The sequence below is a fragment of the Paenibacillus tengchongensis genome (genome assembly GCF_008973665.1).
GTDB lineage: Bacteria > Bacillota > Bacilli > Paenibacillales > Paenibacillaceae > Paenibacillus_AQ > Paenibacillus_AQ tengchongensis.
The window spans coordinates 133257-158691 of record NZ_WACP01000001.1; the positions used below are offsets into that span (position 1 = coordinate 133257).

The 25435-nt window shown below is 57.8% G+C and carries 23 protein-coding genes; 5 read left to right on the forward strand and 18 right to left on the reverse strand.

The genetic code is table 11. From position 1 onward, the window contains the following. Positions 1-195: 195 nt before the first annotated feature. From F1381_RS00315 to F1381_RS00335, 5 genes are all read right to left on the reverse strand, one after another. Positions 196-1359 carry a serine hydrolase domain-containing protein gene (locus F1381_RS00315; RefSeq protein ID WP_151732842.1) on the reverse strand — a complete coding sequence of 388 codons (1164 nt, stop codon included), beginning with the start codon at positions 1357-1359 and terminating at the stop codon, positions 196-198. Positions 1360-1501: 142 nt separating this feature from the next. Next, positions 1502-1969, reverse strand: coding sequence for a hypothetical protein (locus F1381_RS00320; protein WP_151732843.1), 468 nt, complete (start codon positions 1967-1969; stop codon positions 1502-1504). 212 nt (positions 1970-2181) lie between these two features. After that, positions 2182-2553, reverse strand: coding sequence for a zinc ribbon domain-containing protein (locus F1381_RS00325; RefSeq protein WP_151732844.1), 372 nt, complete (start codon positions 2551-2553; stop codon positions 2182-2184). A gap of 121 nt (positions 2554-2674) precedes the next feature. Further along, entirely contained in the window at positions 2675-3400 is a 726-nt protein-coding gene (locus F1381_RS00330; RefSeq protein WP_151732845.1) for a hypothetical protein, read from the reverse strand. 112 nt (positions 3401-3512) lie between these two features. After that, on the reverse strand, positions 3513-4142 hold the full coding sequence (locus F1381_RS00335; protein ID WP_151732846.1) for a YfbR-like 5'-deoxynucleotidase: 630 nt from the start codon (positions 4140-4142) through the stop codon (positions 3513-3515). A gap of 325 nt (positions 4143-4467) precedes the next feature. Between F1381_RS00335 and F1381_RS00340 the strand changes: the two genes are divergently transcribed. The 3 genes from F1381_RS00340 (at position 4468) to F1381_RS00350 (ending at position 6198) form a co-directional block, all read left to right on the forward strand. After that, positions 4468-4686 (forward strand): PspC domain-containing protein, encoded by a 219-nt coding sequence (locus F1381_RS00340; RefSeq protein ID WP_151732847.1) that lies wholly within the window; start codon positions 4468-4470, stop codon positions 4684-4686. Positions 4687-4721: 35 nt separating this feature from the next. Beyond that, positions 4722-5408 (forward strand): PspA/IM30 family protein, encoded by a 687-nt coding sequence (locus tag F1381_RS00345; protein ID WP_151732848.1) that lies wholly within the window; start codon positions 4722-4724, stop codon positions 5406-5408. Between the two features lie 118 nt (positions 5409-5526). Next, positions 5527-6198 (forward strand): 3'-5' exonuclease, encoded by a 672-nt coding sequence (locus F1381_RS00350; RefSeq protein WP_151732849.1) that lies wholly within the window; start codon positions 5527-5529, stop codon positions 6196-6198. Here the strand turns inward: F1381_RS00350 and F1381_RS00355 are convergent. Both F1381_RS00355 and F1381_RS00360 read right to left on the reverse strand, forming a co-directional pair. Then, positions 6152-7108, reverse strand: a complete 957-nt coding sequence (locus tag F1381_RS00355; RefSeq protein WP_151732850.1) for a 3'-5' exoribonuclease YhaM family protein — start codon at positions 7106-7108, stop codon at positions 6152-6154. The two genes, F1381_RS00350 and F1381_RS00355, sit on opposite strands and share 47 nt — an antisense overlap. Positions 7109-7349: 241 nt before the next feature. After that, on the reverse strand, positions 7350-9635 hold the full coding sequence (locus F1381_RS00360; RefSeq protein WP_151732851.1) for an FMN-binding protein: 2286 nt from the start codon (positions 9633-9635) through the stop codon (positions 7350-7352). Positions 9636-10121: 486 nt separating this feature from the next. Between F1381_RS00360 and hemH the strand changes: the two genes are divergently transcribed. Next, positions 10122-11141, forward strand: a complete 1020-nt coding sequence (gene hemH, locus F1381_RS00365) for a ferrochelatase (protein ID WP_187355119.1) — start codon at positions 10122-10124, stop codon at positions 11139-11141. A gap of 107 nt (positions 11142-11248) precedes the next feature. On the opposite strand, the gene F1381_RS00370 is transcribed toward hemH, so the two are convergent. Further along, on the reverse strand, positions 11249-11701 hold the full coding sequence (locus tag F1381_RS00370) for an IDEAL domain-containing protein (RefSeq protein WP_151732853.1): 453 nt from the start codon (positions 11699-11701) through the stop codon (positions 11249-11251). 324 nt (positions 11702-12025) lie between these two features. Between F1381_RS00370 and F1381_RS00375 the strand changes: the two genes are divergently transcribed. Next, positions 12026-13009 carry a serine hydrolase domain-containing protein gene (locus F1381_RS00375; RefSeq protein WP_151732854.1) on the forward strand — a complete coding sequence of 328 codons (984 nt, stop codon included), beginning with the start codon at positions 12026-12028 and terminating at the stop codon, positions 13007-13009. Positions 13010-13490: 481 nt separating this feature from the next. Here the strand turns inward: F1381_RS00375 and F1381_RS00380 are convergent, their stop codons facing one another. From F1381_RS00380 to F1381_RS00425, 10 genes are all read right to left on the reverse strand, one after another. Beyond that, on the reverse strand, positions 13491-15293 hold the full coding sequence (locus F1381_RS00380; RefSeq protein ID WP_151732855.1) for an adenine deaminase: 1803 nt from the start codon (positions 15291-15293) through the stop codon (positions 13491-13493). Between the two features lie 256 nt (positions 15294-15549). Then, complete coding sequence (locus F1381_RS00385; protein ID WP_151732856.1) at positions 15550-16782, reverse strand: pyridoxal-phosphate-dependent aminotransferase family protein; 1233 nt, start codon at positions 16780-16782, stop codon at positions 15550-15552. A gap of 28 nt (positions 16783-16810) precedes the next feature. Continuing rightward, a complete protein-coding gene (locus F1381_RS00390) occupies positions 16811-18082 on the reverse strand; it encodes a Zn-dependent hydrolase (protein WP_246187851.1) in 1272 nt (423 codons plus the stop codon). Beyond that, on the reverse strand, positions 18046-19440 hold the full coding sequence (locus F1381_RS00395) for an allantoinase (protein WP_151732857.1): 1395 nt from the start codon (positions 19438-19440) through the stop codon (positions 18046-18048). The genes F1381_RS00390 and F1381_RS00395 overlap by 37 nt, the downstream gene beginning before the upstream one ends. 73 nt (positions 19441-19513) lie before the next feature. Then, positions 19514-19879, reverse strand: coding sequence for a hydroxyisourate hydrolase (uraH, locus tag F1381_RS00400; protein WP_151732858.1), 366 nt, complete (start codon positions 19877-19879; stop codon positions 19514-19516). 122 nt (positions 19880-20001) lie between these two features. Beyond that, the gene (uraD, locus tag F1381_RS00405; RefSeq protein ID WP_151732859.1) at positions 20002-20520 is read right to left on the reverse strand and encodes a 2-oxo-4-hydroxy-4-carboxy-5-ureidoimidazoline decarboxylase; all 519 of its coding nucleotides are present in this window, start codon (positions 20518-20520) and stop codon (positions 20002-20004) included. Beyond that, complete coding sequence (locus tag F1381_RS00410) at positions 20517-21047, reverse strand: (2Fe-2S)-binding protein (protein ID WP_151732860.1); 531 nt, start codon at positions 21045-21047, stop codon at positions 20517-20519. The genes uraD and F1381_RS00410 overlap by 4 nt, the downstream gene beginning before the upstream one ends. Then, the gene (gene pucD, locus F1381_RS00415) at positions 21037-23358 is read right to left on the reverse strand and encodes a xanthine dehydrogenase subunit D (RefSeq protein WP_151732861.1); all 2322 of its coding nucleotides are present in this window, start codon (positions 23356-23358) and stop codon (positions 21037-21039) included. The genes F1381_RS00410 and pucD overlap by 11 nt, the downstream gene beginning before the upstream one ends. Positions 23359-23554: 196 nt before the next feature. Further along, complete coding sequence (locus F1381_RS00420) at positions 23555-24445, reverse strand: FAD binding domain-containing protein (RefSeq protein ID WP_187355120.1); 891 nt, start codon at positions 24443-24445, stop codon at positions 23555-23557. 30 nt (positions 24446-24475) lie between these two features. Beyond that, positions 24476-25405, reverse strand: coding sequence for an ABC transporter permease (locus tag F1381_RS00425; RefSeq protein ID WP_151732863.1), 930 nt, complete (start codon positions 25403-25405; stop codon positions 24476-24478). Positions 25406-25435 lie beyond the last annotated feature (30 nt).

Below are 25435 nucleotides of genomic sequence, written 5' to 3' on the forward strand. Positions count from 1 at the left end.
ATTAATTATGTAAAGAAAATGAGCTATTTGTAAATTTACTCTGAACCATGTCGAAAAGAACGGCCTCGAACTGTAAATTATGCAAAAAAGCACCAAAAAGAGACTCTGCAAAGAGTCTCTTTTCCGTGATATCCGGGATCAAATTAATTTCCGTGTCTACCAATTCATTTTTTAATAATCTCCACCAAATTGCCTCTACAGTTCAGTAATAGCCGCCAGAACCATATTATTGAAATAATCGGCATACATATTTTTGAAAGGCTTCTGATGATCGAGCTCCACGGACAGGTGAACGGTCACCGTCTCATACGCCGGATCCACACATAGGAACGGCCCCGCCGCTCCCCAATGGGAGTATGCCTCCGCCGAGAACAGATCTCCGCCGTCGCGTTTCGTGCCGTTTATAGCCCAGCCGTATCCCCAGTAAGCCTCCGGAAACACCTCATCCCGGTAGGAGGAAGATACCCCCGGAATCTGGTTGCGGGTCATTTCCTTTACGGACACTGGTGAAAGAATGCGTGTCCCGTTATGTATGCCGCCATTCAGGAACATCTGGCCGAACACGGCCAAGTCCTGCGCAGTGGAATAGGCGCCTCCGCCCGCCGATACCGAATTCAACTGATGCTCGCTTTCCACCCACTCTGCACAGGCCGCATCCGGGGAACGTCTGACCACACGGTGCCGCATCTCCGGGGGAACCCGGTAGCAGGTATCCTTCATATCAAGCGGTTTGAATAGGACTTCGTCTACAAACTGCTCATAGGCCTGTCCGCTGACCCGCCGGATGATCTCGCCGAGCAGCTCATAGCCGTATCCGCAATAAGACATTACCGTGCCCGGCGGAGAAGCCAGCGGCGCGTCGTACCCTCCCCAGAGATAATCGTGATTGCCAGGGTCCTGGTCCGGCGCACACGGCGGCCATTCCACACCGTTCTGCTGCTTCATTTGGCGGTGCTTATAGAGGACTTCCTGATCCAGTCCTGAAGTATGGGTAAGCAGATGATGGACGCGGACAGCCGTTTTGCCCTCTCCGGTAAATTCGGGAATATAATCGCAAACCGGCCGGTTCAGTCCCACCTTACCCGCCTCTACCAGCATCATCAATGCCGTAGCCGTAAACAGCTTTGTTATGGAGCAGAGCGGAAACAGCGCGTCCACGGTCAATGCAGCAGCATCCGGTTCTGGCCCCATCGTTCCGTCGGCCTGGTGGACCAGCACCGTTTCCCTTCTCGCTGCAAAAACTACCTGCGCAGGGGTTATTCCGTCACGGACCATTTGCGCCGCCGCATCTCCGATGCGCCGGACTCTTTCCGGCGAGACGCCTGCCTGTTCCAAATCAGTCAATAACAGTGTTTTCAAGAGTGATCACCTCTTCTTATTTTATTTATATCAGTATTAAATATTTCACACATATATGTAACATTCCTGCTTTTCACGCAAAAAAAAGAGAGCGTGCAACGCGCACCTCTCCTGGCAAATCTCTCATCTTATGCTTTACCGCTCAGCCGCCGGCTGCACTGGCCCAACTGACGGTCAAATGACCGACGGCGAATGCTGCCGCAACAAGTGCAAGCGGAAGCGAATGCCCCCAGGCCGCGGCACACAGCAAAGCGCAAACGGGGAAAACAGCAAGCGGAATCGGAATAAACAGGAACGGTCTTGTCAAATCCGCTGCATGCTGGCCGCCCGCGATATAGCGGACCCAGATGATGTAATACAGAAGCAGACAAGCCGCCATCAGCACCGCCCAGACATTGAACGGCCTGCCGGAGAAATGCTGCTTCGTGAAGAAAATCAGCACCAGCAGAATCGCCATTTGTCCGATCCGTTCAAGATAGATAAACACTGCGTGCACGGACGGCTCTGCCCCCAGGCCGCCTTTTGGCGGAAAAAGAGTAAAGAATACCATGCTGGGCAGCAAAATCAGAATGGAAATCATCAGTCCTATCGCGGAAAATTCCGGCTTCATCTTCATCCCTGCCTTATGGATATGTAATGTAGCTTTTTCTCAGATTCCATTATTTAACTGTAAGCCCGAAGCCATTATAGCACATGCTTTACTTCTCGGTTATGCGAAATAAATCACTGTGCATTACGCCGTGCCAACCGCGATCATGCAAAAAGCCCCTGAAAAGGGGCCTTTTGTTGTCCGCCACGTATAACATTCTCCAGTAAATCATGTTACTCCCGGAACTGCGCCGCCGAATCAAAGGTCGCCCCGCAGTTTGGACAGAAGCGGGCATCCGAATCGACGGTTGTGCCGCAGTTTCTGCATTGCTTGGCATCGCCCAGTTCGGCGATCTGCTGCAGATTGGCATCAATTTCGGATTGCAGCACCAGCACACGCTCCATGTGGACGGCATAATCCGCTTTTTCCAGCGGCACGCCCTGCAGTGTCGTCTCGAACAGCAGCCTGCCCATCGCCTGGTACTGCTTGTCGATTTCATTCTGCTTGCCGTTATTCTGCAATTTGAGACGGTTGATTTCGACGACGGATTTCGCTTTGTTCCCGGCCTCGGATACACCGGCTTTAAACTTGTCAAAAAAGCTCACGGGCAGCCCTCCATTTGTTGAGTGATCCTAACGTCTCTGCCTACCTGAGGTATATTCGACAATAATTGCTCTTTTCCTGCCAAACCTGCGCTGCGCTAAAGCATCGCTTGTTATATGTATATTATTCGGCGGACTTTATATAGACCACCTTATTGACAGGAATGCGGTAACTGGCCACCCGGCGCCCGTCTTCATCCCTGGTTTCTGCTGCCAGAACCCTGCTGCCGATTCGTTTAAGCCGCAGTCCTTCCAGCGTTTCACCGTTCATCAGATGAATATTTACGGCAGCATCAGCTTGCCCTTTGTCCCCGTGTAATTTCCATACCAGAGAGGCATACAGCCCGCCAAACACAAAGAACAGCACAGCCATTAGTCCCAGCAGGGTATAGGCGACACCCCGCTCCTGCTCAAAAACATAGAAAATAACGTCGTAGTTATCCGTCATATTCAGGTTGAAAGCAGTCAGCAGATGATTCATCAGCATCATTCCGAACATGAGGAAAAAGCCGGCCCCCAGCACAAAGTGAATGATCATCCAGCCAGGTCGGAAAGAGCTTCCCAGCCCCGGCACCCATACTCCGGCGGCAAAAGCAGCGAGGATCAGCACGAGATTTAGAGACAGCAACAGCGGGCTGTCCCAAGGCCGCAGGCCGTGCAGCAGGAGCAAGGTAAGCAGCAGAAACATCAGCAAGGATGCCAGAATCCCCTGTACCGTCATTCTCCAGGAAAGGACGGACAATCGTCTCCCGGCAGCGTGCTGAAGCTGGCCTGCAGCAATAAGCGCCAGCAGCAGCAGGCTGAGCCAGCTCACAATACTGGTGACGGGAAGCAGATGAAGAAAACGCATAAGCACCAATCCTTCAATTTTTTACCTCTAGTGTATCATGGCTTTACCGCTCCTGAATGTAACATTTCAGGCTTGCCCGTCTCCCGGTAACATACGAAGAGGCCCCAAGCTCTTACAGAGCCAGCGCCTCTTCGGTAATCATCCGGATATCCACCGGAGACAAGGTCTCCTCATTTACCATATCCGGCAAAATCTCGTTCAGGAAATATTCCACGCATTTCAAATCGATATGTTTAATCTTAACCAGCGCATTCCGGTACATCACCACGAATTCCCTCTCTGTGTTCCCTCTCTGCAGTTCGGCGAATGCTTCATATACCTGATCCAGCTTGTCGGCCACCTCAAGAATACGCCCTTCCACCGAATCATCCTTGCCTTCCCTCAGTTGGTGGTAAAAAATCTCCTTCATCTCATCCGGAATGTGGTCCTTGATGAAATTGTCGATCATGCCTTCCTCCACCTGCTGGATCAGCGAACGCAGCTGCAGCGAAGAATGCTTCACCGGGGTTTTGATATCGCCGATAAAAATCTCTCCATAGTCATGGCTGCTTGTAATCTCATAGAGCTTCTTCCAGTCGATGACGGCGCCGTGCCGCTCCTCGATATCGGCCAGTGTCTTGGCATATTGCACGACTTTCCAGGAATGCGCTGCAACGCTGTGCTCTTCAAATTTGAACCGCCCAGGACAACGGATAATGCGTTCCAGATCGCTGAGCGAGCGGAAATACTTATGGATCCCCATCTAATCATTCCCCCTTCATAGAATATTTTGCTCACAGTTGTCTTCGTAAGACAGGTCTGGCGGAAAGAGAGAGATGCTTTCAGTATAAATATCTTTTGTAAAATCCGAATGACCCCGGATAACATCCTGTGTAAAATCACCCCCGTGACCTCCCTGGTTAGCCGCTGCAGCCGCCATCCCCGTCTTTCTACGGAAGTCATCCCCGTCTCAGGTCGGGATGCAAGAACCGTCCGCAGGCCGTTTTGCCGCGCAGCTCACGGGGATACAATGTAACCATGAGATACGGAAACAACAAGGACACCTGAAGAAAGGATGCGAAATGCAAATGAAAAAATTGTACCGTTCGGAAAGAGACAAGAAGATTACAGGGTTATGCGGAGGACTGGCCCGCTGGCTGAACATCGACGCTTCGATCATCCGGCTTGTCGCCGTCGCCGCTGTACTCTTCAGCTTCGGCTCGGTGCTGCTGTTCTACATTATCGGCAGCCTCATTGTACCGAAAGAAACGTATGACGGCTTTAACGACCCTTACGGCATCTATTAATCCATCTAACTGAGTGATAAAGGAGAGAACTGACTATGAGTAATACAAGTATTTTTCAAAGAATTGCTACGCTGACCAAAGCGGCTATCCATGAAGGACTGAATAAGCTGGAGGATCCGGTTCTGCTGACCGGGCAATATTTGCGGGATTTGGAAGAGAAGATCGAGAACGCCGAGAATAAGCAGCGTCAGCTGCAGGCTTCCGCCAATGTGCTGGAGCGGCGCATCGCCGAATATCATGTGCAGGCACAGCACAGCGAGTCCGGCGCGGTCAAGGCGATGTCGGAAGGCAACGAAGCGGCGGCCAGAACGGCCGTGCTGGCTAAGCTGCAGTATACGGAGAGCGCCGAGGAGGCTGCAGCGAATCTGGAGCGCACCCGGCAGACACTCGCCGCTCTGGAAGTGGATCTTGCGGCCGCGAAAGAAGAGCATGTGCGCCTGAAGGCCAAACGGGCCGAGCTGGCGGAACGCGCCCGCAAAGCGGAGGAAGCCGTCAAGGCATCGTCCCGCAACGCTTCCGGCGCCGCATATCCGGGAACAAACACCCCGGTCATTCACGCAGGAGCAGCTTCGCGCGGCTTTGAGCGGATGGAGGATAAAATCAGTGAATGGGAGGCGCAGGCCGAACGTTCCGGCGCGGCCGTCTCCCCTGGTCTTGACCCGGCACTGCACAGCGCCGTCGACGCTGAACTGGAGCGGCTCCGCAAGAAAGCCGGCAACTAGGAATTCACAGCAAATAGTAGGCTATATATGAAAAAAGGATACTATCCCTTGAAAAAGGGTGGTATCCTTTTCTTATCCTAGCCTATTTTATTTTAGATCAAAAGGAGCTTTACGCCCGATGGATTTTACCGCTATTGACTTTGAAACCGCCAACGCCAGCCGCTCAAGCGCCTGCTCCCTGGGTCTTGTCCAGGTCAGAGACGGCATCATCACCCGGGAGCAGGTCTGGCTGATCGACCCGCGGCAGCATTTCTCCGGGATGAATATCGCCATTCACGGCATCACCCCGGCGATGGTTGAGGGCCAGCCCACCTTCCGGGAGCTGTGGCCTACACTGGAGCCGCTGCTTGCCGGCGAGGTCGTCATCGCCCATAATGCCGCCTTCGATATGAGCGTGCTGCGCTATTGTCTGGATGAAGCCGCCATCGGCTACCCTTCCTTTCAATATATGTGCACTTATCTGCTCGGCAAGAAAATGCTGGGCGAGCTGCCCTCCCATAAATTGAACGTGCTATCCGGGCATTTCGGCATTTCGCTCCGGCATCACGACGCTCTGGAGGATGCCCGCGCCGCCGCCTCTATTCTGCTGAAGCTGATCGAGAAGGAAGCACACGAAGGGCCGCTGCAGCTCGCCCAGAGCCAGGGATATCTTCCGGGAACGATATACTCCGGCGGCTACACACCCTTTAAAGCGGCTCCAAAGCCGAAGAAGCCCAAGGAGCCTAAGGCGAAACGTCCACCGGCTAAAGCTTCGTCCGGTAAACCGCCTTATTCTCAAGTCCGCGGATAAACGGCGTCCATTCCTCGGTTTCGGGCGTCGTATCGAGTGCGTCTTCGACCATCTGCAGCTTCGCGTCCATCGCATCGATATGATGCAGCGCTACGGCCTCGGCCGTCTGCGGCTGGACCGGGCTGCCCCATTCTCCCAAATTATGATGCGACAACACCAGGTGCTGCAGGTTCAGCACCTTTTCTGATTCCAGCGGAATGCCGCAGCGGATCGCCGCTTCCGTAATCCAATTCGCGGCCAGCGAGATATGGCCAATCAGCTTGCCCTGCACGCTGTAATCGGAGACCACGCCGAACTCGGAGATCATTTCTTCGGGTTTGGCAATGTCATGCAGAATAATGCCTGCCTTGATCAGGTCGGGATTCAGGAACGGGCGCTGCCGGCAGAGGAACTCACCGATCTCCAGCATCCGTACCATGTGGTATGCGAGGCCGGCAAAATAGGCATGATGGTGGGTCTTGGCCGCCGGATAATGCATCAGCTTATCCTCCACCTTGCCGATACAAAAGGCGACAATGGCGGAAACCTCGCTGTCAACGATGTCGGCAGCCGCTGCCTTTATGGTATGGACAAGGTCTACCGGACGGATCGGCGCCGAACGGATATAATCGGTCAGGGAGACGCCGTCCGAGTCGTTCACGAGCCGGATCTTGGTAATCTTAATCTGCAGCTTTTCACGATATAAATGGGCTATGCCCCGTACCTTGACCAGTGCCATCGGAAAGAAAGTCTCTTTGTCCGTCGTGCTGACATCCCAGAATTTCGCGCTAAGCTGTCCGCTGGAGTCACCCAGCACGATATCGAAATAATCCTTTGGAGGATTGCCGTTGGTCTGTTTGATTGCCAGCTCCCGCAATAGATAGTAGCCGGTAAATTCATCCTGCGGAGAAAGCTGTTTGATTAATGTCATGTAGGAGCCTCCTATTTACGGTCAGGTCTGTTGCCTGCGCTGTATATATTAAACTTTAGACATTCACCTCCGAAAACCCTTCTAATTAACTATACGATAGCTGTCGCAAGTTATGTCTGCGGACCGAACCGATATAATCCCCTTGTGTGGAGCAAATCCCGCAGATTCCGCCAGTAGATAAAAAAGGGATATCTTCCGGCAGAATAATCTGCCGGAGATACCCCTGCAAGAGGAGGAAACTTTATTTGCCTGCGGACTCCAGTGCAGCCTTAATGGCTTCCACTGCTTTGGCGGAAATAGCTTTCTCGTCCGCGTTGTTGCCGAATGCCGCCGGTTTGTAGCCGTACTTATGCAAACCGTAGCCGCTGGAAGTCGTTTCGAGTTCCGTCTTGACCGCCTTCTCGGCAGCCGTCAGCTGCGAGTAGGTCTTCACTTTGCCTTCTCTGTCCAGATAGTAAACGACCATGTTCACCGGCTCGCCGTATTTCACGTTAACCATCACGTTAACCGATTTATCGGTGCTGACGCCGATGAAAATCCCGTCGAAATAAGCATTCTTGTCGGTTTCAGTGATTTCGGCCTTACCGTAGGCTCTGTCCACTGCCGCCTTCAAGGCTTCGCTGCTGCTGGTAGCTCCGGACACGGCATCCACCTGCTGTACGCCTTCTCTGGTGCCTGCAGCCATAAAGCTTGCTGTCAGCTGCGGGATGGCTTTAACCACTTCGGCGTAGGCCAATTTGCCTCTGTCAACCATATCCATGCCGACGCGGAACAGCTCAACCTTAACAATCTTGCCATTGCGCAGTGTAACGTCTGCTCTGTTAGTGCCTTTGTCGTAGGCGTCGCCAAATGCGGTGAAGGTGCCGTCTTTATAGGCGCCCTGCACTTTGGAAGCATTGGTGAGCGCATCGGCCAGCGCGGCTTTGGCTGCGGCGGATACCGCTTCCTGGCCGGCAACGTCCGCTGCCTGCACCCCTTGAGCCAGCAGACCCTGGGTCAACTGCTCAACCAGTGTCTTCTGCTCTGCCGTCAGCTTGTCGTCGGCGATCAGCTTGCCGTCTTCCCCGAACAGGCTCAGCTTGATGCCGGTTACCTGATCGGCAGCGATATCCACGAGCAGCATAACTTTGGACTGATTATCCACGCCCATGAATTTGCCGTCAAAATACAGTCCGGCCGGTTTAACTTTCAGCGCCTTCTCATAAGCTCTCTCCACGGCCTGATTCCAGCCGTGGCTGCTTTCAGTCGCACCGGAAATACCGTCGACCTTCTCTTCATAATTTGCAATATAAGAACCGTTCGCCAGCAGCTTCGCCGTCATCGGCGCATTCGCCTTAACGACTTCGGCATACGCGGTGGCACCGCGGTCGAGCAGGTTGTTGCCCAGTCTGTACAGCTTCACATCCACCAGCTTGCCGTTGCGGATAATGATGTCTGCTCTCTCTACGCCAACGCTTCTGGCAGTGCCGTAGGAGGAATAGAAGCCGTCAATATAAGCGGAAGTATTGTTGATGCTGGCGTTCTGTTCAGCATCCCAGAATGCGTTGATCGCAGCTTTGGTTTCCAGCTCATAGCCTGTTACAGGCAGAGCTTCTGTACCATGGGCCAGCAGAGCCGGTGTAATGGCGGCGATAAATGCAGTTTGTTCGGCAGTATAAGTCTTCTCGTCGACGAAGTCCCCGTTTGCAGTTAAAGGATACACCTTCACAGCAGTCAGGCTGGTACCGTCGTAGCTGTTAAATACGGCGTACTTGCCTTGAGGGTCAACCCCCATATGATCGCCGGCAAAATAAACGGCGTCCGCCGGTTTCTCGGCCTGTGCTCTCTGGAACGCCCGGTCTACCGACAGCTTCCAGCCGTCGCTGGTGCGGGTTGCGCCCGAAACGGCATCCACGGCTGCGGCGCCTTCTCTGGTCTTGCCAAGCAGACGGTCCTTCATCAGCCCGTAGGCCTTCCATACGCCGCTGTAATTGTCGCGGGCATTTCTGTCGATCAGCTTCGGACTGGTTCTCATCAGCTCGATATCGGCGATCTTGCCGTCTTTAATCGTTACCTTGGCGCCTTCAGTGCCCTTGGAGTAGGCATTGCCGTAAGCCACATAAACACCGTCTTTATATACGCTCTCTTTAACGGTTACAGGCTTGGCGGTTGGCTTGGCCGTTGCTGCAGGCTTTGCAGTGGCAGCAGGCTTCGCAGTGGCAGCAGGCTTCGCAGTGGCGGATGGCTTCGCGGTCGCTTTCGGCGTGGCAGCTGGTTTTGCGGTTGCGGCCGGTTTTGCGGTTGCGGCCGGTTTGGCCGTAGGCTTCGGCGTGGCGGCCGGTTTGGCGGTCGCCTTCGGCGTCGGCTTCGCAGTCGGCTTGGCGGTTGCCTTCGGCGTCGCTGCCGGTTTGGCTGTCGCTGCCGGAGCTTCCTCCGAAGCAGCCGACACTGCATCAACCTTCAGGTGAAGCGACGGTGCGTTAATCGTGTACGCAAATGGCGCAAGCAGCAAGGCCGCGCTGACAGTCAAAGTGATTAATTTTTTCAATGCGTATTCTCCTTTACCATATCCCCAGTAATATGTAGCTCTTTAAACTGATCTTGCATGCAGTCGCTGCTAATTCTTATGAGGCTACCCCAGTTTCCTCACGAAGAAGTATTCATTCCCCCTTTCCGTTCCTGCGCGACCCTTTCCGTTCCCCAGCAGAGCTAATTCAAACTTATTTTGGATATTAGGTGAAAGAATTCACATAAAAAGGTGAATAAATTCACAAAAGAGGACGTTAGTCTATTCGCGGCAATTTCTGGATTGATGGTAACAAATTCGCAACAATTTAATCTGTGTATAAAATCACATGCCCTATAAAAAACATCACTTTCAGCCGGTTTACAGCAAAAAAACAGTCGGACATGCTTCTCTATCCGCCAGTTCCCGCCCGTAATCACTCCGTTTGTGATTCCAAACACTGTGAGGACAGGAAGAATCATGATAGTCTACAAAGATGTCATGTTAAGCAAAGGAGCCATTTTGCAGATGAAGCAACCGTCTGTCGGAGTCATACTTGCCCAAATCGGAACCCCTGCTGCCCCTGACGCCAAAGCTGTCCGTCCTTATCTGCGGAGATTCCTCTCGGACCGGCGGATCATCGATTATCCGCCTCTCTTATGGCAGCCGCTGCTGCGGGGCGTCATTCTGCGCGTCCGTCCCCGCCGCTCCGCCAGGCTGTATGAGCAAATCTGGCTCCCGGAAGGCTCTCCGCTGCTGCATCACTCCCGTGCCCAACAAGCGGGCCTGCAGAAGCTGCTCGGCGGTCAATTTCAGGTTGAGCTGGGCCTGGCCTACAGTGAACCCGATATGTCAGCGGCCATGAACCGGCTGGAAGCCGCAGGTGTCACCCGGATTGTTGTAGTTCCGCTGTTCCCGCAATATTCCTCCACTACGACAGCGTCGGTTTATGACGCCGCCAGCTTCGCGGCGCTGGGGCGCCGTTCGGCAAGGGGACCCGTCAGCAAGCGCTTTGTGCCGGCGCTGCGCTTCGTGGATGCTTATCACCGGGAGCAAGGCTATATTGCCGCCATGAAAGCCCATCTGCTCCGCTGTTTGGACGGACTGGACGCAGAGCCCGATCATATTGTGCTGAGCTACCACGGCATTCCGCGCCGTTATGCCGAGACGGGAGACCCTTATCCGGTCCAGTGCGAAGAGACCTCCCGCCTGCTGGCGGAGGCGATGGGCTGGGAGGAAGGCCGGTGGAGCATGGCTTATCAATCCAGGTTCGGACGTGAAGAATGGATCGGGCCCTCCACCGAGAACGTGCTGAAGGAGCTTGCCGGACGTGGTATCCGGCGGCCGCTGATCTTCTCGCCGGGCCTGGTGACCGACTGCCTGGAGACCCTTCATGAGCTTGCCGTCGAGGGTGGCGAGCATTTCGCCGCCGGCGGAGGCACGGCCGCAGCGCTGCATGCCGCCCCCTGCCTCAATGCGTGCGCCGAGTGGCTGGCATTTCTGGCCGGGCTTGTAAGGACGAACGCTCAAGGCTGGCTGGAGGAATAGACGGCCGCAGCGCCAGGCAAAGCGTCCCAGAGCATAAAAAACCGCCTGTCCCCGATAATCGGCGGACAGGCGGTTTTATGGCGTCAAGCCGGCTTGAATAGCCGATCTTACGCAGTCAATTGCTTGTATTTGGCAGTCAGTTCCTCAAACCACTGACGGTCCTGGATCGACAAAGCCAGGTCGATCAGCTCGGCAATTTCACCCGGCTGCAGATCCGGCGTATCGTTGAAATGCACCTCGGCCGTTGCGCTTGCTGCCCCGTTCGCACCTTCTGCGAAATCATAAGAGAAGGTCAGCTTGATATCACTTTCCAGAAATTCATTGCGGAGAAAATACAGCACCTCGCACATCAGCACCGGTCTGACATGGGTGTCGAACACGCAATCCATGACTTTGGCCCAGTATTGCTGGTTATTGAGATGCAGCTTGTCATTGGTCAGCAGATATTGCTCGCCCTGAAAATCGTTGACGAATCTCAGCTCCAGGGGCTCCATTTTGAAAATCCCTGCAATCTGCTTCATGGTAATGTCGACGATGGTCTGTGTGTCCAGTCTTATCATCTCACCCACCCCGTTCCTTATATTTGGTCTTTCTTTTATTTGTTGTAATTGACTTGATAGACGAGCACTAATGAATTTAACAGTATTATCGTCTATTTCTGAGCGTTTGTTAATGTTTTTTATTAAAATTTTATAAAATTACGATTCAAATTGTGATGAATTGGTTAATATTATGCCCCTTATGTCAAAACTGTAACCATTTAAACAAAATTCGGTAGGAAAATCGGCTGTTTTGTGTGGAAGGAGGATGAGATAAGCAGGCTTTATAAGGGGGATTCACGGAACATATGACGAAGGATCTGCGGTTGAAAGACTTTTTTTCCAATGTTCAATGAACTTACTCCGGGCATTGGCGTCCTAGCCAATCATAAAGGAAAAGTGGTTTACCAGGACATGCTTGGCCTTGCCAACTGTGAGCATGAAATACCGATCGGACCAGACACCGTCTTCAAACTAACTTCCGTCTCGAAACAGTTTACCGGTATGGCCATACTCCAGCTGATGGAACGGGGCGAGCTCCGTGCCGACGACCGGCTGACCAAATTTGTGCCGGAGCTGCGTCATTACGCGGATGAGGTGACCGTGTACCAGCTGGCGCATCATTCGGCAGGACTGACCGATTACAACGATCTGCTATGGCAAAAAGCGCGTCAGCATGCGCTTCATTCCGACAACGCCGAGGTGCTCGGCTTGTTAAGTAAGCAGGACCGGCTTCGTTTTACTCCCGGCAGCAGATTTGAATATTCCAATTCCAATTATGTCATGCTCGCCATCATTATTGAGAGAATCACATGGCTATCGCTGAGAGAGTATTTGAAGCAGCATATTTTTGGAGTAACCGGTATGGACGATTCTACGGTCTTCAATGAAGAGCAGCCTGTCGTGCCCCGCAGGGCCTACGGCTATGAACTGAGCGGCGGGCTATGGAAGTGCCATTATGCCGATACTTTGGCGACAGGAACAACGAATGTGCTGTCCTCCCTGCGGGATATGCAGAAATGGGACGATGCCTTGTACGGGGAACAACTGCTCGGACGTAAGACCAGCAGCACGCTGTTTGCACCCGGACTGGATTCAAGCGGCCATCCGCTCTCCGAGTTCTGGGGCGGCTACAGCTACGGCTGGATGCTTCAGGAGCGCTGCGATGCCCAAACCTTATGGCATACCGGCGGTGATGCAGGCTTCAGGAGCATTATCGTAAGGTTCTACGAACAGGAATTCAGCGTGATTCTGCTGTGCAACGCTTCCTGTCTGGAATGGCCACAGACCTATGCGTACATCGAGCAGTTGTACAAGGAGTTTCATTAGAATTACTGGCAGGCAGCAGGGCAAGCTGAGGAAAGGCGGCATGATTGCGAGTAGCGGATGGCGGACCTGCGGGGGCGGTAGCGGATGGTGGATGGCGGGCCTGCGGTGGCAGTAGCGGATGGTGGGTTGGCGGTGACAGTAGCGGGGCTCCCTTACGGACCGGAAAGACGTTACTTGGACTAAAATCGCGGTTTTGCCGGCTTAATGGACACAGCAGACGATATTCTCTTCGCAGAAGCAAATGTATGCGCTACCGTTTAAAAATAGCGTCCCTGATGTGCGTACCACTGCCCAAAGCAGAAGTAAATCGGAAATAGGCGCATCTGTGTCCTTAACGGCGGTGACGCAGCGGAGTACCGGTCCGGTGTCCTCAGCGGATCAATTTACTAAAAAAGTGCCCCAAACCCAAACGGTTCGAGGCACTTTTAAGTATAACGCTCACGCTTCTTAAACTAACCAGACTGCTCATCAGCCCCGTCAGCTACACAAACAAAGGCACAAGTTCAATGCCCCCGGCGGATATCCGCACCAGGCCCTTATCGGAGATGCGCAGGGCAGGAATGACCGCCAGCGCAAGCAGCGACAACGTCATAAATGCATAGTTAAGCGTACAGCCGGCGTCGTAGAGCGCCTTGCTGACCGCGGCGGACTGGGCGGCTGCTACCTCAAACGGCTCGGCGGACATCAGCCCGGCGATGGCAAGCGGGAACAGCACCGTGCCGGAGCCTGTTATAACAGCGACGCCGCCCTGAGCCTCCGCGACGGCACCGGCGGCCTGAGCCATCAGCTCGTCGTCGTTGCCGATGACCAGTACGTTGTGGCTGTCATGGGCCACCGTCATTGCAATCGCCGCCGGCTCACGGAACCCGATGCCATCCACTACGCCGACCGATTTGTTTCCGGTGGCCTTGTGGCGCTCAAAGACGGCGATTTTGCTCAGTGAGCCTTCCACCGCCAGCTTGCCCTCCCGGACAGGCAGCTGCAGGATGAGTTCCTCGGTATCCACATGATTCTCAATGACCTTGATCACCCGGGTGGCTACCGTACCGGAGTCCACCGGTGCCGGAATCACGAAATCTACAGCGGTCGGCAGCTCCCGCAGGTGGACAGAGGCCCGCACTTCCTGCGGATAGATATAGGCCGGAAGCTCCGCCGTCATCCTGCCGTTCTCGGCTACGACTACACCGGCGGCGATCGTAACAGCCACCCGCACATCGGCCAAGTTGCCGTCCAGCAGGATGATGTCAGCGCAGGAGCCCGGCGTGATGGAGCCGATGTCGCGGGCGACGCCAAAGCGCTCCGCCGTGTTGATCGTCGCCATCTGGAACGCCGTTACCGGCTTCACGCCCTGAGCGATGGCATGGCGCACCACAAAGTCCATGTGGCCTTCGTCGCGCAGCGATTCCGAGCTGCGGTCGTCGGTGACCAGCAGCATCCGGCGCGTATCCAGACCATGCTCGGTGTGGGCCGTAATCGTCTTGGCCACATCATGCCAGGCGGAGCCGCGGCGCATCTTGGCATACATGCCGAGCCGGACGCGCTCAATGACATCCTCCGCCGTCACACATTCGTGGTCGCCGGTAACACCGGCGGCGGCATAGACCGGCAGCCGCCAGTCGTCAGAAGGCCAGGTGAAATGGCCGTCGACATAACGTCCGGCCCGCAGTGTGGCCTGGATTTCGCCAATCATCTTTTCATCGCCGTACACGACGCCCGGGAAGTTCATCACCTCGCCCAACGCGATGACATCTCCGCCCCAGGTATAGGCTTCCGCCACTTCCTCCGGGCCGATCGAAGCGCCGGTCGTCTCGATATCCGGGCCGGCGGAAGGCACACAGGAGGCTACCTGCATGTAAGCCGCGAGCGGTGTGCCGCGCATCTCCTCCAGCATCAGCCGGATGCCCTCGAGGCCGAACACATTGGCAATCTCATGCGCATCGAAGAACCCGCCGGTCGTACCAAGCGGCAGTACGGCGCGTGCAAACTCACTGACCGTCAGCTGTGTACTTTCGATATGGCAGTGTCCGTCAAGCAAGCCCGGAGCGATATAACGCCCCGCCGCATCGATGACACGGGTGCCTTCTCCGATTGTGTGGGACACGTCCTTTCCGACATAGGCGATGCGTTCGCCTTGAACCGCAACCGACATTCCCTCCAGAATCTCGCCGGACACCACATTAACCAGTTTCCCCCCGGTGATGACCAGCGTGGCCGGCAGATCGCCGCGCGCGGTGGCGACCAGCGCCGGCACGCAGTCGGCCAGCGGTTTTCTTGCAAACTTCATGAATCCCACTCCCCTCGTAGTGTCGTGCATAGCTATTGCGGCAATATCGCCCGGAAGGCTCTCTACAGGGAGGCCCGTCGAGCGGTCCTGATCCGTCATACTGCTCCCGGATTCCATCCGGTCTCTAAATTCAAGAAAAACGGCTCCGCCCCGCAAGGCGCCAGCCGTCTCCTGATGAACACCACCGGATTCAGCTTCCGCCGTCCGGGCACACCGTTAATCCAGCCGCTTCCGCCGGCTGCCGCATTAACAGCGATTATCTTACGTTTTGCTCATATACGTCAAGTGCCGCCTGAACGCCGAGCCCGCAGGAGAGCTTAAAGCCCTGGCGCAGCAGCACTGCTTCCAGGGCGCCGAGCAGCCGCAGCACATTGTTCTCCCGGCAGCTGAAGCCCATCGTGCCGATGCGCCAGATCATCCCTTTGAGCGGACCGAAGGAGCTGGCGATTTCGATGCCGAAGTGCTGCAGCAGCATCGTCCGCACCGCTTCCCCGTCAATTCCCTCCGGAATCAGCACGCAGGTGACCACCGTCAGCTTGCTGTCCGGATCACCGTAAAGCTCAAGCCCCATAGCCGCAAGTCCGGCCGTCAGCGCCCGTTCGTGCAGCGCATGCCTGGCGTGGCGCTCCTCCAGCCCTTCCTCCAGCACGAGCCGCAGACCCTCACGCAGCGCATACAGCATGGAGGTCATCTCGGTATGGTGGTTAAGCCGCTGCGGACTCCAGTAGTCCTGGAGCATCCCGAGATCGAAATAGTTGCTGCGCACCGCAGGCAGCTCAAGCTCTGCGCCCGCCGCGGTCCGCAGCCCGCGCTCCACCTGCTTGCGCTTCAGCAGCTTGGCTTCAGCGCGGTCATTGTAAGTGACCGGTGCCATTCCGGACGGAATGGAGAGGCATTTCTGGGTGCCGCCAACCACCGCATCCAGCATCCAGGCATCCGTCTCTACCGGCACGCCGCCGATGGTCGCCACGGCATCGACAATCAGCAGGGCGCCTGCGTCGCGGCAAGCCGGGCCAATCTCCGCGAGCGGCTGAACCCGGCCTGTGGAGGTCTCGCCATGGACAATGGCCACCACATCGGGCTGTATGCTCCGGATTGCCGCAATCACCTCGGCAGGGTCAAAGACGCTGCCCCACGCCGTCTCGATAGTGAACACCTCTGCCCCGCAGCGTTCGGCAATCTCATGCAATAAATGGCCGAAGCGGCCAAAGACCGGAATCAGCACCCTGTCTCCGGGGGCGATCAGGCTGACCATCACCGCTTCGATGCCCGAGCGCGAGGTTCCATCAACCGGATACGCCCACTCATTGTCCGTCACGAACAGCTTGCGCAGCATCCCCATGGTTTCGTTCATAATATCGGTGAATTCGGGGTCAAACTGGCCCAGCACCGGAAACGACATCGCCCGCAGCACACGCGGATCAACCTCCACCGGCCCCGGGGTCATAATACACCGCAGTGACGGCGCCAAATCTTCGTACCGCTTCATGGAATCATCTCTCCCTACAGATTCAGTTCTACAGATAAGCCAGTTCGTATAATAGCGCAGTCAAAAGATTCAGCCCGGCCGCCAGCTCTTCGGGTGAGCTGTACTCCTCCGGAGCATGGCTGATGCCGCCCCGGCTCGGCACGAAGATCATCGCCGCCGGGCAGCGCGGCGCGAAGAGCTGGGCATCATGGCCCGCACCGCTGACCATGCGCCTGTGCGTAAGGCCCTGCTCCACGCAGAGCCGCTCCAGGCGGCCCGCAAGCTCAGGGTCCATCGGCGCCGGAGCCGTGGCCAGCGTCTCCTCCAGCGCAAGCGTCAGCCCTCGCCGCCGGGCTACAGCAGCGAAGGCGTCCGCCGCCGCGCGGCAGAACCCTTCCAGGATACCGGCCTCGCTGTGCCGGATATCCAGGGTGAAGTGCACTTCGCCCGGGATGACATTCGGCGTCCCCGGATAAGCCTCCAGCCGGCCGGCCGTGGCGACCAGCGGATCACCCGCATCCTGCGCGGCGCGCTCCAGCCACAGCAGCATTTCCGCCGCGCCGGCAAGCGCATCGCGCCGCAGGCCCATCGGCGTTGTACCGGCATGGCCCGCCGCCCCGCCGATGCGGGCGGTATACCGCCGCTGCCCGGCGATGGCCTGCACGACGCCGATCTGCAGTGCTGCCTGCTCCAGCACAAGGCCCTGCTCGATGTGCAGCTCCACATAGGCACCGATATCCCCGCGCAGGGCAGCGGCTCCGGATGCGGGATACCCGCAGGCGGCCATGGCCTCCCGCAGCGTAATCCCTTCAAGGTCGGTGCAGTCTGCCGCGCCGCCGCCGCTGTAAAGGCCGGTGACATGCCCCGAGCCCCAGAAGGTCACCGGGAAGCGGCTGCCCTCCTCCTCGCAGAAGGAGACGGCTTCAAGGGTACGACGCGGCGGGCCGAAGGTGTCCCGCAGATACCCCAGCGCAGTGACCGCAGCAGCCACCCCGTAGGCGCCGTCATATTTGCCGCCATGCACGACCGTATCGATATGCGAGCCGGTCAGGATTACTTTATCATGTCCGCCTGTGCCGGATAACCTGCCGAATACATTTCCGACTGCGTCCGTTCTCGTCTCGAGCCCGGCCCCCAGCATTTTCTCCTGCAGAAAATGCTGGGCCCCGCTCCACTCCGGCGTATACAGCAGCCGGGTAACCCCCGGCCCTGGGGCGCTGAAGGCCGCCAGTTCCTCCAGCAGCCGGAGCATTTCTCCCGCCGGGGCCTGCAGCTTCACCTGGCTCATAATGCCGGCTGCCCTTCCCGCAGCTTCAGCCATTGGCCGCCGCCGCCGTCGAGAATGCCGTCGTCTGCGGTATAGACCATTCTGCCGCGGCTGATTGTAGCCGTTACCTTGCAGGATAAGGTAAGGCCGGTATAAGGGCTATGCTTGTGGCGGTACAGCAGGTCCTCTGCCTGCAAGGTATAGGACAAATCCGGATGAAGCAGCACCAGATCGGCATCCAGTCCCGGTGCAATCGCGCCCTTGCGCTGATCCAGCCCGAAGCGCCGCGCAGGCTGCTCCGCGAGCAGCGCCGCGATCCGGGTAACCGGAAGCCCCCGCTTATGGACCCCCTCGTGGAACATCAGCTCCAGGCTGCTCTGCGCACCGGAGATACCTCCCCAGGCCTCCATGAAGCTGAGGCCGTCCGCCAGCTTCAGCTCGCCCGGGCACGGGGAGTGGTCGGAAGCGACGAAGTCGATTTTCCCTTCCGCCAGAACCTCCCACAGCTTCTCCTGCTCCTCCTGGCTGCGCAGCGGAGGGGCGCACTTGGCCACCGGCCCCAGCTCGGCCATGCTGTCCTCGGTCAGCAGCAGGTAATGCGGGCAGGTCTCGGCCGTCACATCCAGTCCGCGCTGCTTGGCGGCATGAATCCGCTCAATCGCCGCCGCCGTGCTGATATGCACGAAATGCAGCCGGCAGCCGGTCCGCTCGGCATAAAGCAGCGCCCGGTCTACCGCCTCAAGCTCAGCCTCCGGCGGACGGGCAGCGGCGAAATCCCGTGCAGCGTTCTTCCCGCTGCGCACCGCTTCAGCCGAAAGCGCGGCTGTCATCTCCTCGCTCTCCGCATGCAATGCAAGAATCCCGCCGAAGGAGGCAATCTTTTTCATCCCCTGATACAGGGTATCGTCATCCACTTCCCGGAAGCGCCCCTCTCCTTCCCCGCCCGGATTGGAGATGAAGGCTTTGAAGCCGATGACGCCGGAGGCCGCCAGGGCTTCCAGTTCGTCCAGATTGCCGGGGACAAGACCGCCCCACAGCGTATAATCCACGGCGGATTGGCCGGAGGCCGCAGCGAGCTTGCGTTCCAGCGCCGTACGGTTGACTGTCGGCGGATTCCCGTTCAGCGGCATATCCGCATAACAGGTGCACCCTCCGGCCGCAAGCGCGGCCGAGCCGCTGCGGAAGCCTTCCCAATGGCCGAATGCCGGTTCATTGAAGTGCACATGCATATCGATCATGCCCGGCAGCACATAATGTCCGGCCGCATCAATCACGCGGTCTGCCCCTTCTTCCGGAAGCGATGGCGCTAGTGCGGTAATAACGCCGTTGCGCACGCCGATGTCGAGTCTCCGCACCTCTCCGGGCAGGACGACGTCCCCATTTTTGACAATAAGCTCGAAGGATTCCTTCATGATCCGCCACCCCCGCTTTCCGAATAGGTTAAGTTCTCATTCCGTCATACAGCTCTTGATTTGCCGCCATGCACTAACTGCCGCGGTACGTGCTGTACCCTCCCGGAGCTACCAGCAGCGGCACATGATAATGGGCTCCGGGGTCTGTAATCCGGAAACGGATCGGAATGTCTTCGAGAAACGCCTCTCCGTCTGCTCCTGCTGCACCGCCGCCGCTTGTGCGGAAATAATTCCCCGCGTGAAACAGCAGCTCATATTTTCCGGTTGCGAACTCCGCACCCTCCAGCAGCGGGCGGTCCAGCCTGCCGTCACTGTTGGTGACAGCCTCACGGAGCAGCAGGCTTGCCGAGCCGCTCATTTTCCATAATTGAACCCTCATTCCCGCTGCGGGTACGCCCCGCGACAGGTCCAGCACATGGGTAGTCAGCTGTCCGCTCATAGCCGGCCCCCTCCTGTATGCCGTACATGAGTAACTCCGGTTCTCCGCACTGTCATCACCGGCACCTCCGTTCTTTTTAACAAGTTATAATGAAGTCAGCAGTGTTAAATGAAAATGCGCCGCTAGTGTTCTGTTATCAGGTCGAGCAACCGGAACCGGGTGATTCGGCCGATTTCGGCCAGCGCCTGCTCCCGCTCTTCTGCGTAAGAGTGTTTCACCCTGTCCCCGATGGCAGCGATAATATCGTCCTTGTTCTTGCCGCGGACGGCCAGGATGAAGGGAAAGCCGAATTTCTGCATATACTGCGCATTCATCTCCGTCAGATGGGCGAATTCCTCAGGAGTCAGCCGGTTCAGTCCGGCCCCCGTCTGCTCCGCCGCCGACAGCGGCGTTACCTGCATCCGTGTGGCCAGATCGGGATGCGCCCGCAGCAGCTCTGTGATCTTGCTCTCCTCCGCGCCGCGCGCCGTATCCAGCATCAGGCGGTGCAGTTCCTCCACCGAGCCTGCAGGCAGCAGTGCGTATGCGCCTCTGGCCACCCATGGCGAATGTTCAAAAATTCCGCCGAGCGCCTCCGTGAACTCTTCCTCGTCCATCGCGTTAATTTCGTTTAGCGCAATGGTGTGTGTCTGTGCCGTCATGGCGACACCCCGCTTTCAATGGCTTTGTGTACGGCACGCAGGATCCCTCCGTATCCGGTGCAGCGGCAGATATTTCCTGACATCGCTTCTTCAATGTCTGACTGGCTCGGCTGCGGATTCGACTGCAGCATGCCTACCACCGAGATGACCATCCCCGGTGTGCAGTAACCGCACTGGAAGCCGCCCTCCTCCAGAAAAGCGCGCTGGACCGGATGCAGCTCCGCTGCGCTTAGCCCTTCAATGGTTGTAATCTCTGCATCTTCACATTGGTAAGCCATGGTGAGGCAGGAGTTAACGGGCCGGCCGTCCAGCAGCACCATGCAGGCGCCGCAGCGGCCGATTTCGCAGGAGCGTTTGGTCCCCGTCAGCTCCAGATCGTCGCGCAGTATGCTGAGCAGGCGGCGTCCCGGAGGAATCTCCAGCGACAGCTCTTCGCCGTTTACGGTGCAGTTCAAGATATAAGCGGCCTCCGGATTGCCGGTGCCTGCCGTTTCGTCCGTTTCTTGCAGCCAGTAGTTATCCGGCATAGCTATTCACCGCCTTCTGTGTAGTAAAAAGCGTCTCCTGCAGCAGTTCCGGTTCGACCGGCAGCTTGTTGACCCGTTTACGCACCGCCTGGAAAATCGCGGCGGCCACGGCCGGCGCCAGGTGAACCGAGCCGATCTCCCCGATGCCGCGGGGGCCGTACGTATCATGCTCCGGCAGATCCTCAATCGCCTCCACCTGGATGCGGCCGTTCATATCAATGATCGTGGGCACCAGATAGGTGTCCATGTTCTTGGTAACATAGGCGCCCCCCGCCATTACGGCATCCTCTGACAGCGTAAATCCTACAGCCATGCTGCTGCCGCCTTCAATCTGCCCTAGGTAGCCTTGGGGATTGGCGACCGGTCCGGCGGCAACAACATGGTACTGGTCGGTGATGCGGACCCGCCCGGTAAGCAGATTCAGCTCCACCCGGACAGCGATGGCGGAATAGGTGTAGAGGAAATGCGCGCCCACTCTCGGCTGCGGCGTCGTCGGGTAATGAAACACCGTCTGGCACACCAGCGGCTCTTTCAGTCCGCGCGCCAGCTCCGTATAGGAAATGAGCAGGCCGCCTTCACGCCGCCATACGCCGCCGGGTCCGAGCTGCAAATTCCCGGCCGGCTCCCCTGCAGAAGAGGCAGCTTTCTCCAGCAGCTCCGCCGTGAACTCCGGCCGCAGCCGCTGCAGCGCCATCCACATCATGCTGGTCGAGCGCGATGCGGTGCTTGAGCCGCTGTCCGGCACGACATCGGTGTCGCCGATGATGATGCGCAGATCGTCTGCGGCGAAGCCGAACTGCTCGACCAGCATCTGCTCCATCGTGGCGATCAGCCCCTGGCCGAACTCTTCGTACCCGAAGACCGCTTCAATCTTGCCGTCCAGCGCCAGCACGAGCCGCCCGCCGGCCGGATCGGGAATGCCGTAGCCGAGCCCCGCGCCATGCATGGCCAATGCCGCGCCGGTGCCGGTGACAATCCACGGGGGCCGCTTCTCCTCCGCCCGTTTGCCGTTATCCTCTGCCGCTGTCTCAGGCACTTCGGCAGTCTCCGGCGCCCGCAGCAGCGCAGATGCTTTCAGCGCCTCCCAGACCTGGACCGCGCCATGAGTCTGGGCAATGGGCTGGCCCAGCGGACCGGGGTCGCCGTACTGCCGCAGATTGCGGCGGCGCAGCTCCCACGGGTCCAGGCCCAGCCGTTCGGCCAGGCGGTCGACCTGCCCTTCCAGGGCGAAGATCGCCTGGTTGCCGCCGAAGCCGCGGAACTCGCCGGATACGCCGTTGTTGGTGTAAACGGCGAAGCCCTCCACCTCCACATGGGGAATGCGGTAAGGGCCGACGACATGCTCGGTGGCGAAATTCAGCACCTCGGCCCCCAGTGTGGCGTAGGCGCCGGTATCGGAAATAATCCGCACCTTGTGGGCCACTAGATTCCCCTCACGATCGCAGCCCGTCTTCATCGTGATCTTCATCGGATGACGCTTCAGCCCGGCGCGCACCGATTCATAGCGGGAGTTGTGCAGCCGCACCGGCTTGCGCGTCCGCAGGGCCAGCAGCGCCCCGTAGGGCTGCACATTCAGCTCATCCTTGCCGCCGAAGGAACCGCCGATAGGACTGGAGACGACACGGATATCCTCCTCGGGCAGCGCCAGAATGCGCGAGAGCTGCCGGCGGTCCATCAGCCCGTGCTGGGTAGCCGAATAAACAGTGAGCCGGCCGTTGTCTTCCGGGATGAAGAGACCGCCTTCCGTTTCCATATAGGTATGCATCTGGCGGGGGGTGAAGTAAGTCTCCTCCACCACATGGGCGCATTCCCGGAAAGCCGGTTCCGGCTCCCCGCGCCGGTATTCGGTATGATGCAGCACGTTACCTTCCTCATGCAGCAGCACCGCTTCCGGCTTCATAGCCTCCTCCGCATCCTCCAGCAGCGGCAGTGTTTCATATTCCACCCTGATCAGCGACAAAGCATATTCGGCTTCGGCATCGCTCTCCGCAGCGATGGCGGCGATGGCATCCCCGGTATAACGCACACGGTCGCTGCAGAACACCGGCTGATGCGGCAGGGCGATGCCGAAGCCGTTCAGGCCCGGCACATCCTTATGGGTGATCACGGCATGCACGCCCGGCGCCGCCAGCGCCGCCGTGGTATCGATGGACAGAATGCGGGCATGGGCCTGCTGAGCGCGCAGCACCCGTCCGGTCAGCATTCCTTCGGCGGACATGTCGGTTAAATACTGCAGCCTGCCGGATACTTTATCCTGCCCGTCGGGCCGTACCCGCCAGCGGCTGCCGCTCGATTCCTTGTTCAGCAGCATGAACCCCCACCCCTATTCCGCTAAATTTTTTGATAATAAGAATTGAAGTAATTCCGGATAAAAAAATCCACTCCTTGTATTCACCCATCTCCTTCTCTCTGCGCTCCCCTGAATGCCTCTGCCGGTTGGATGTTCGAACTACTTGGAATGGACATTTGTACATCATGAACTTGGATGCGTAACCTAAATCTATGAATTACTCTGACTCCAGAAGCCTCCACAGCTCGGCAGCTATCAGGTTGCCTGCGGTTTTCTGCTTATATGCTTCCGAGGCGAACGGATCATCATAGCTGGCAAAACCGCTCTCCACCGCCTCATAGACGGCACCCAGCAGGCCGTGCGTCAGCTCCGCGTCCTCGAGGAGCGCTTCGGCGGCCGCAAGACGCTGCGGCCGGCCCGAGCCGCCGCCGGCGGCAAGCCGTACACCGCGCAGTGTCCGCGACCCGGCGTCCCAATCGGCCGCGAGCGCTGCAGTGACCAGCGATGCGGTGAAAGCTTCCCGCCGGCCCACCTTGCGGCAGATCGCCAGACGGGCGCCGCCCGTCTCACGCCGGGGCAGCCGGATGCCGGCTACAAGCTCCCCCGGCGGCACGGACCCGCTCCAGCGCCGCTCCAGCCACGCTTCCACAGGCTGCACGCTTAAGAACTCACCGTCATAGACGGCAATCTCGGCATCGTGCACCAGCAGCGCCGGCAGCATATCGCCGTACCCGGAGGCGATGTTCCCGCCGAGCGTAGCCAGATTGCGCACCGCCGGCGCGGCAATCTGGCGGGCAGCTTCTGCGGCCGCCGGGCCGGCGGAGGCGAGAGCGCTGCTGCTCCGGCATGCGGCAAGTGTAACAAGCGAGCCTGCGGTGAGATAACCCTCCGCCTCTATCATGTCACCCATACCGGCAATCTTCCGCAGGTCAATCAGCACCTGCGGCACGGCGGCCGTTCCGGCCTCCCACTGCGTCCGCAGCAGCGTTCCCCCCGAGACATAAACCGCCCGGTCTCCGAGTCCGGACTTCAGCTCCCAGGCTTCGCGGAGACTGCGGGGCTGGCGCAGCGCCGGCGTGAATAACGGCCCATCCTGTATAGCTCCCATCGTCTCCATCCCCTTTCCCGTCTTCGTGCGTTAGAACCGCTGCTCGCGGATATACGGCGTTCCCAGCGACTCCGGCGTGCCCGAAGGCTTGTTGCGGTTGCGGTATCCCAGATACATCAGGACCAGAATCGTTACAATATAAGGAATCATTTTGAGAAAATACGACGGAATGGCGCTGCCCAGCAGCTGAATCCGGAACCCGAGGGAATCCAGAGCGCCGAAGAAGTAAGCGCAGAACAAGGCGCGCAGCGGATTCCATCTGGCGAAGATCACCAGACCGACAGCAATCCAGCCGCGGCCAGCGGTCAGACCCTCGTTCCACGTTGGCGCATACGCAAGCACCATATCGGCGCCGGCCAGGCCGATCAGGGCGGCCCCCACCGTAACGTAGCTGTAGCGGATCGCCTGGACACGGATGCCCATAACGTCGGCGGTGGCGGGATTGTCGCCGACCGCCCGCAGGTGCAGCCCCCATGAAGTGTGGTGAATCAGCAGATGCAGTACCGCCACAAGCAGCAGGCTGAACCAGGTTAGATAATCCAGCCGTCCGAATATATCCCCGATCACCGGAATCGACTTCACCCAGCCGAGATCCAGCTTCGGAGAGGCGCCCGGGAGCGGCAAGCCGCTGATCGATTTGCCCAGATAAGCGCTCAGCCCGCTGCCGAACAGCGTCATCGCCAGTCCCGACATCGTCTGGTTGGCGCGCAGCGTAACGGTAAGAAAGGAGTGCACGATGCCGAGCAGCGCCGTAACGCCTATCGTCGCCAGCAGGGCCAGCACCAGGCTGCCGCTGCGGATGTATACGAGGCATGTAGTAACTGCGCCCATCAGCATGAGCCCTTCCGCTCCAAGCTGGATAATGCCTGCACGCTCATTCAGAATGCCGCCCAGCGTAGCAAGCAGGAGCGGTGTTCCGGCGGAGATGGCGGCAATCAGTAACTGTGTAGTGAAATCCATTAGTCATAAACCCCCTTCTGCAAGACGAGC

Coding starts and splice junctions, on each gene's coding strand:
- F1381_RS00320 (WP_151732843.1), bottom strand. CDS start 1,969: ATGAAGCCGGAATTTTCCGCGATAGGACTGATGATTTCCATTCTGATT.
- F1381_RS00330 (WP_151732845.1), bottom strand. CDS start 3,400: ATGCGTTTTCTTCATCTGCTTCCCGTCACCAGTATTGTGAGCTGGCTC.
- F1381_RS00335 (WP_151732846.1), bottom strand. CDS start 4,142: ATGGGGATCCATAAGTATTTCCGCTCGCTCAGCGATCTGGAACGCATT.
- F1381_RS00340 (WP_151732847.1), top strand. CDS start 4,468: ATGAAAAAATTGTACCGTTCGGAAAGAGACAAGAAGATTACAGGGTTA.
- F1381_RS00345 (WP_151732848.1), top strand. CDS start 4,722: ATGAGTAATACAAGTATTTTTCAAAGAATTGCTACGCTGACCAAAGCG.
- F1381_RS00350 (WP_151732849.1), top strand. CDS start 5,527: ATGGATTTTACCGCTATTGACTTTGAAACCGCCAACGCCAGCCGCTCA.
- F1381_RS00355 (WP_151732850.1), bottom strand. CDS start 7,108: ATGACATTAATCAAACAGCTTTCTCCGCAGGATGAATTTACCGGCTAC.
- hemH (WP_187355119.1), top strand. CDS start 10,122: ATGAAGCAACCGTCTGTCGGAGTCATACTTGCCCAAATCGGAACCCCT.
- F1381_RS00370 (WP_151732853.1), bottom strand. CDS start 11,701: ATGATAAGACTGGACACACAGACCATCGTCGACATTACCATGAAGCAG.
- F1381_RS00375 (WP_151732854.1), top strand. CDS start 12,026: ATGTTCAATGAACTTACTCCGGGCATTGGCGTCCTAGCCAATCATAAA.
- F1381_RS00380 (WP_151732855.1), bottom strand. CDS start 15,293: ATGAAGTTTGCAAGAAAACCGCTGGCCGACTGCGTGCCGGCGCTGGTC.
- F1381_RS00385 (WP_151732856.1), bottom strand. CDS start 16,782: ATGAAGCGGTACGAAGATTTGGCGCCGTCACTGCGGTGTATTATGACC.
- F1381_RS00390 (WP_246187851.1), bottom strand. CDS start 18,082: ATGGCTGAAGCTGCGGGAAGGGCAGCCGGCATTATGAGCCAGGTGAAG.
- F1381_RS00395 (WP_151732857.1), bottom strand. CDS start 19,440: ATGAAGGAATCCTTCGAGCTTATTGTCAAAAATGGGGACGTCGTCCTG.
- uraH (WP_151732858.1), bottom strand. CDS start 19,879: ATGAGCGGACAGCTGACTACCCATGTGCTGGACCTGTCGCGGGGCGTA.
- uraD (WP_151732859.1), bottom strand. CDS start 20,520: ATGACGGCACAGACACACACCATTGCGCTAAACGAAATTAACGCGATG.
- F1381_RS00410 (WP_151732860.1), bottom strand. CDS start 21,047: ATGCCGGATAACTACTGGCTGCAAGAAACGGACGAAACGGCAGGCACC.
- pucD (WP_151732861.1), bottom strand. CDS start 23,358: ATGCTGCTGAACAAGGAATCGAGCGGCAGCCGCTGGCGGGTACGGCCC.
- F1381_RS00420 (WP_187355120.1), bottom strand. CDS start 24,445: ATGGGAGCTATACAGGATGGGCCGTTATTCACGCCGGCGCTGCGCCAG.
- F1381_RS00425 (WP_151732863.1), bottom strand. CDS start 25,405: ATGGATTTCACTACACAGTTACTGATTGCCGCCATCTCCGCCGGAACA.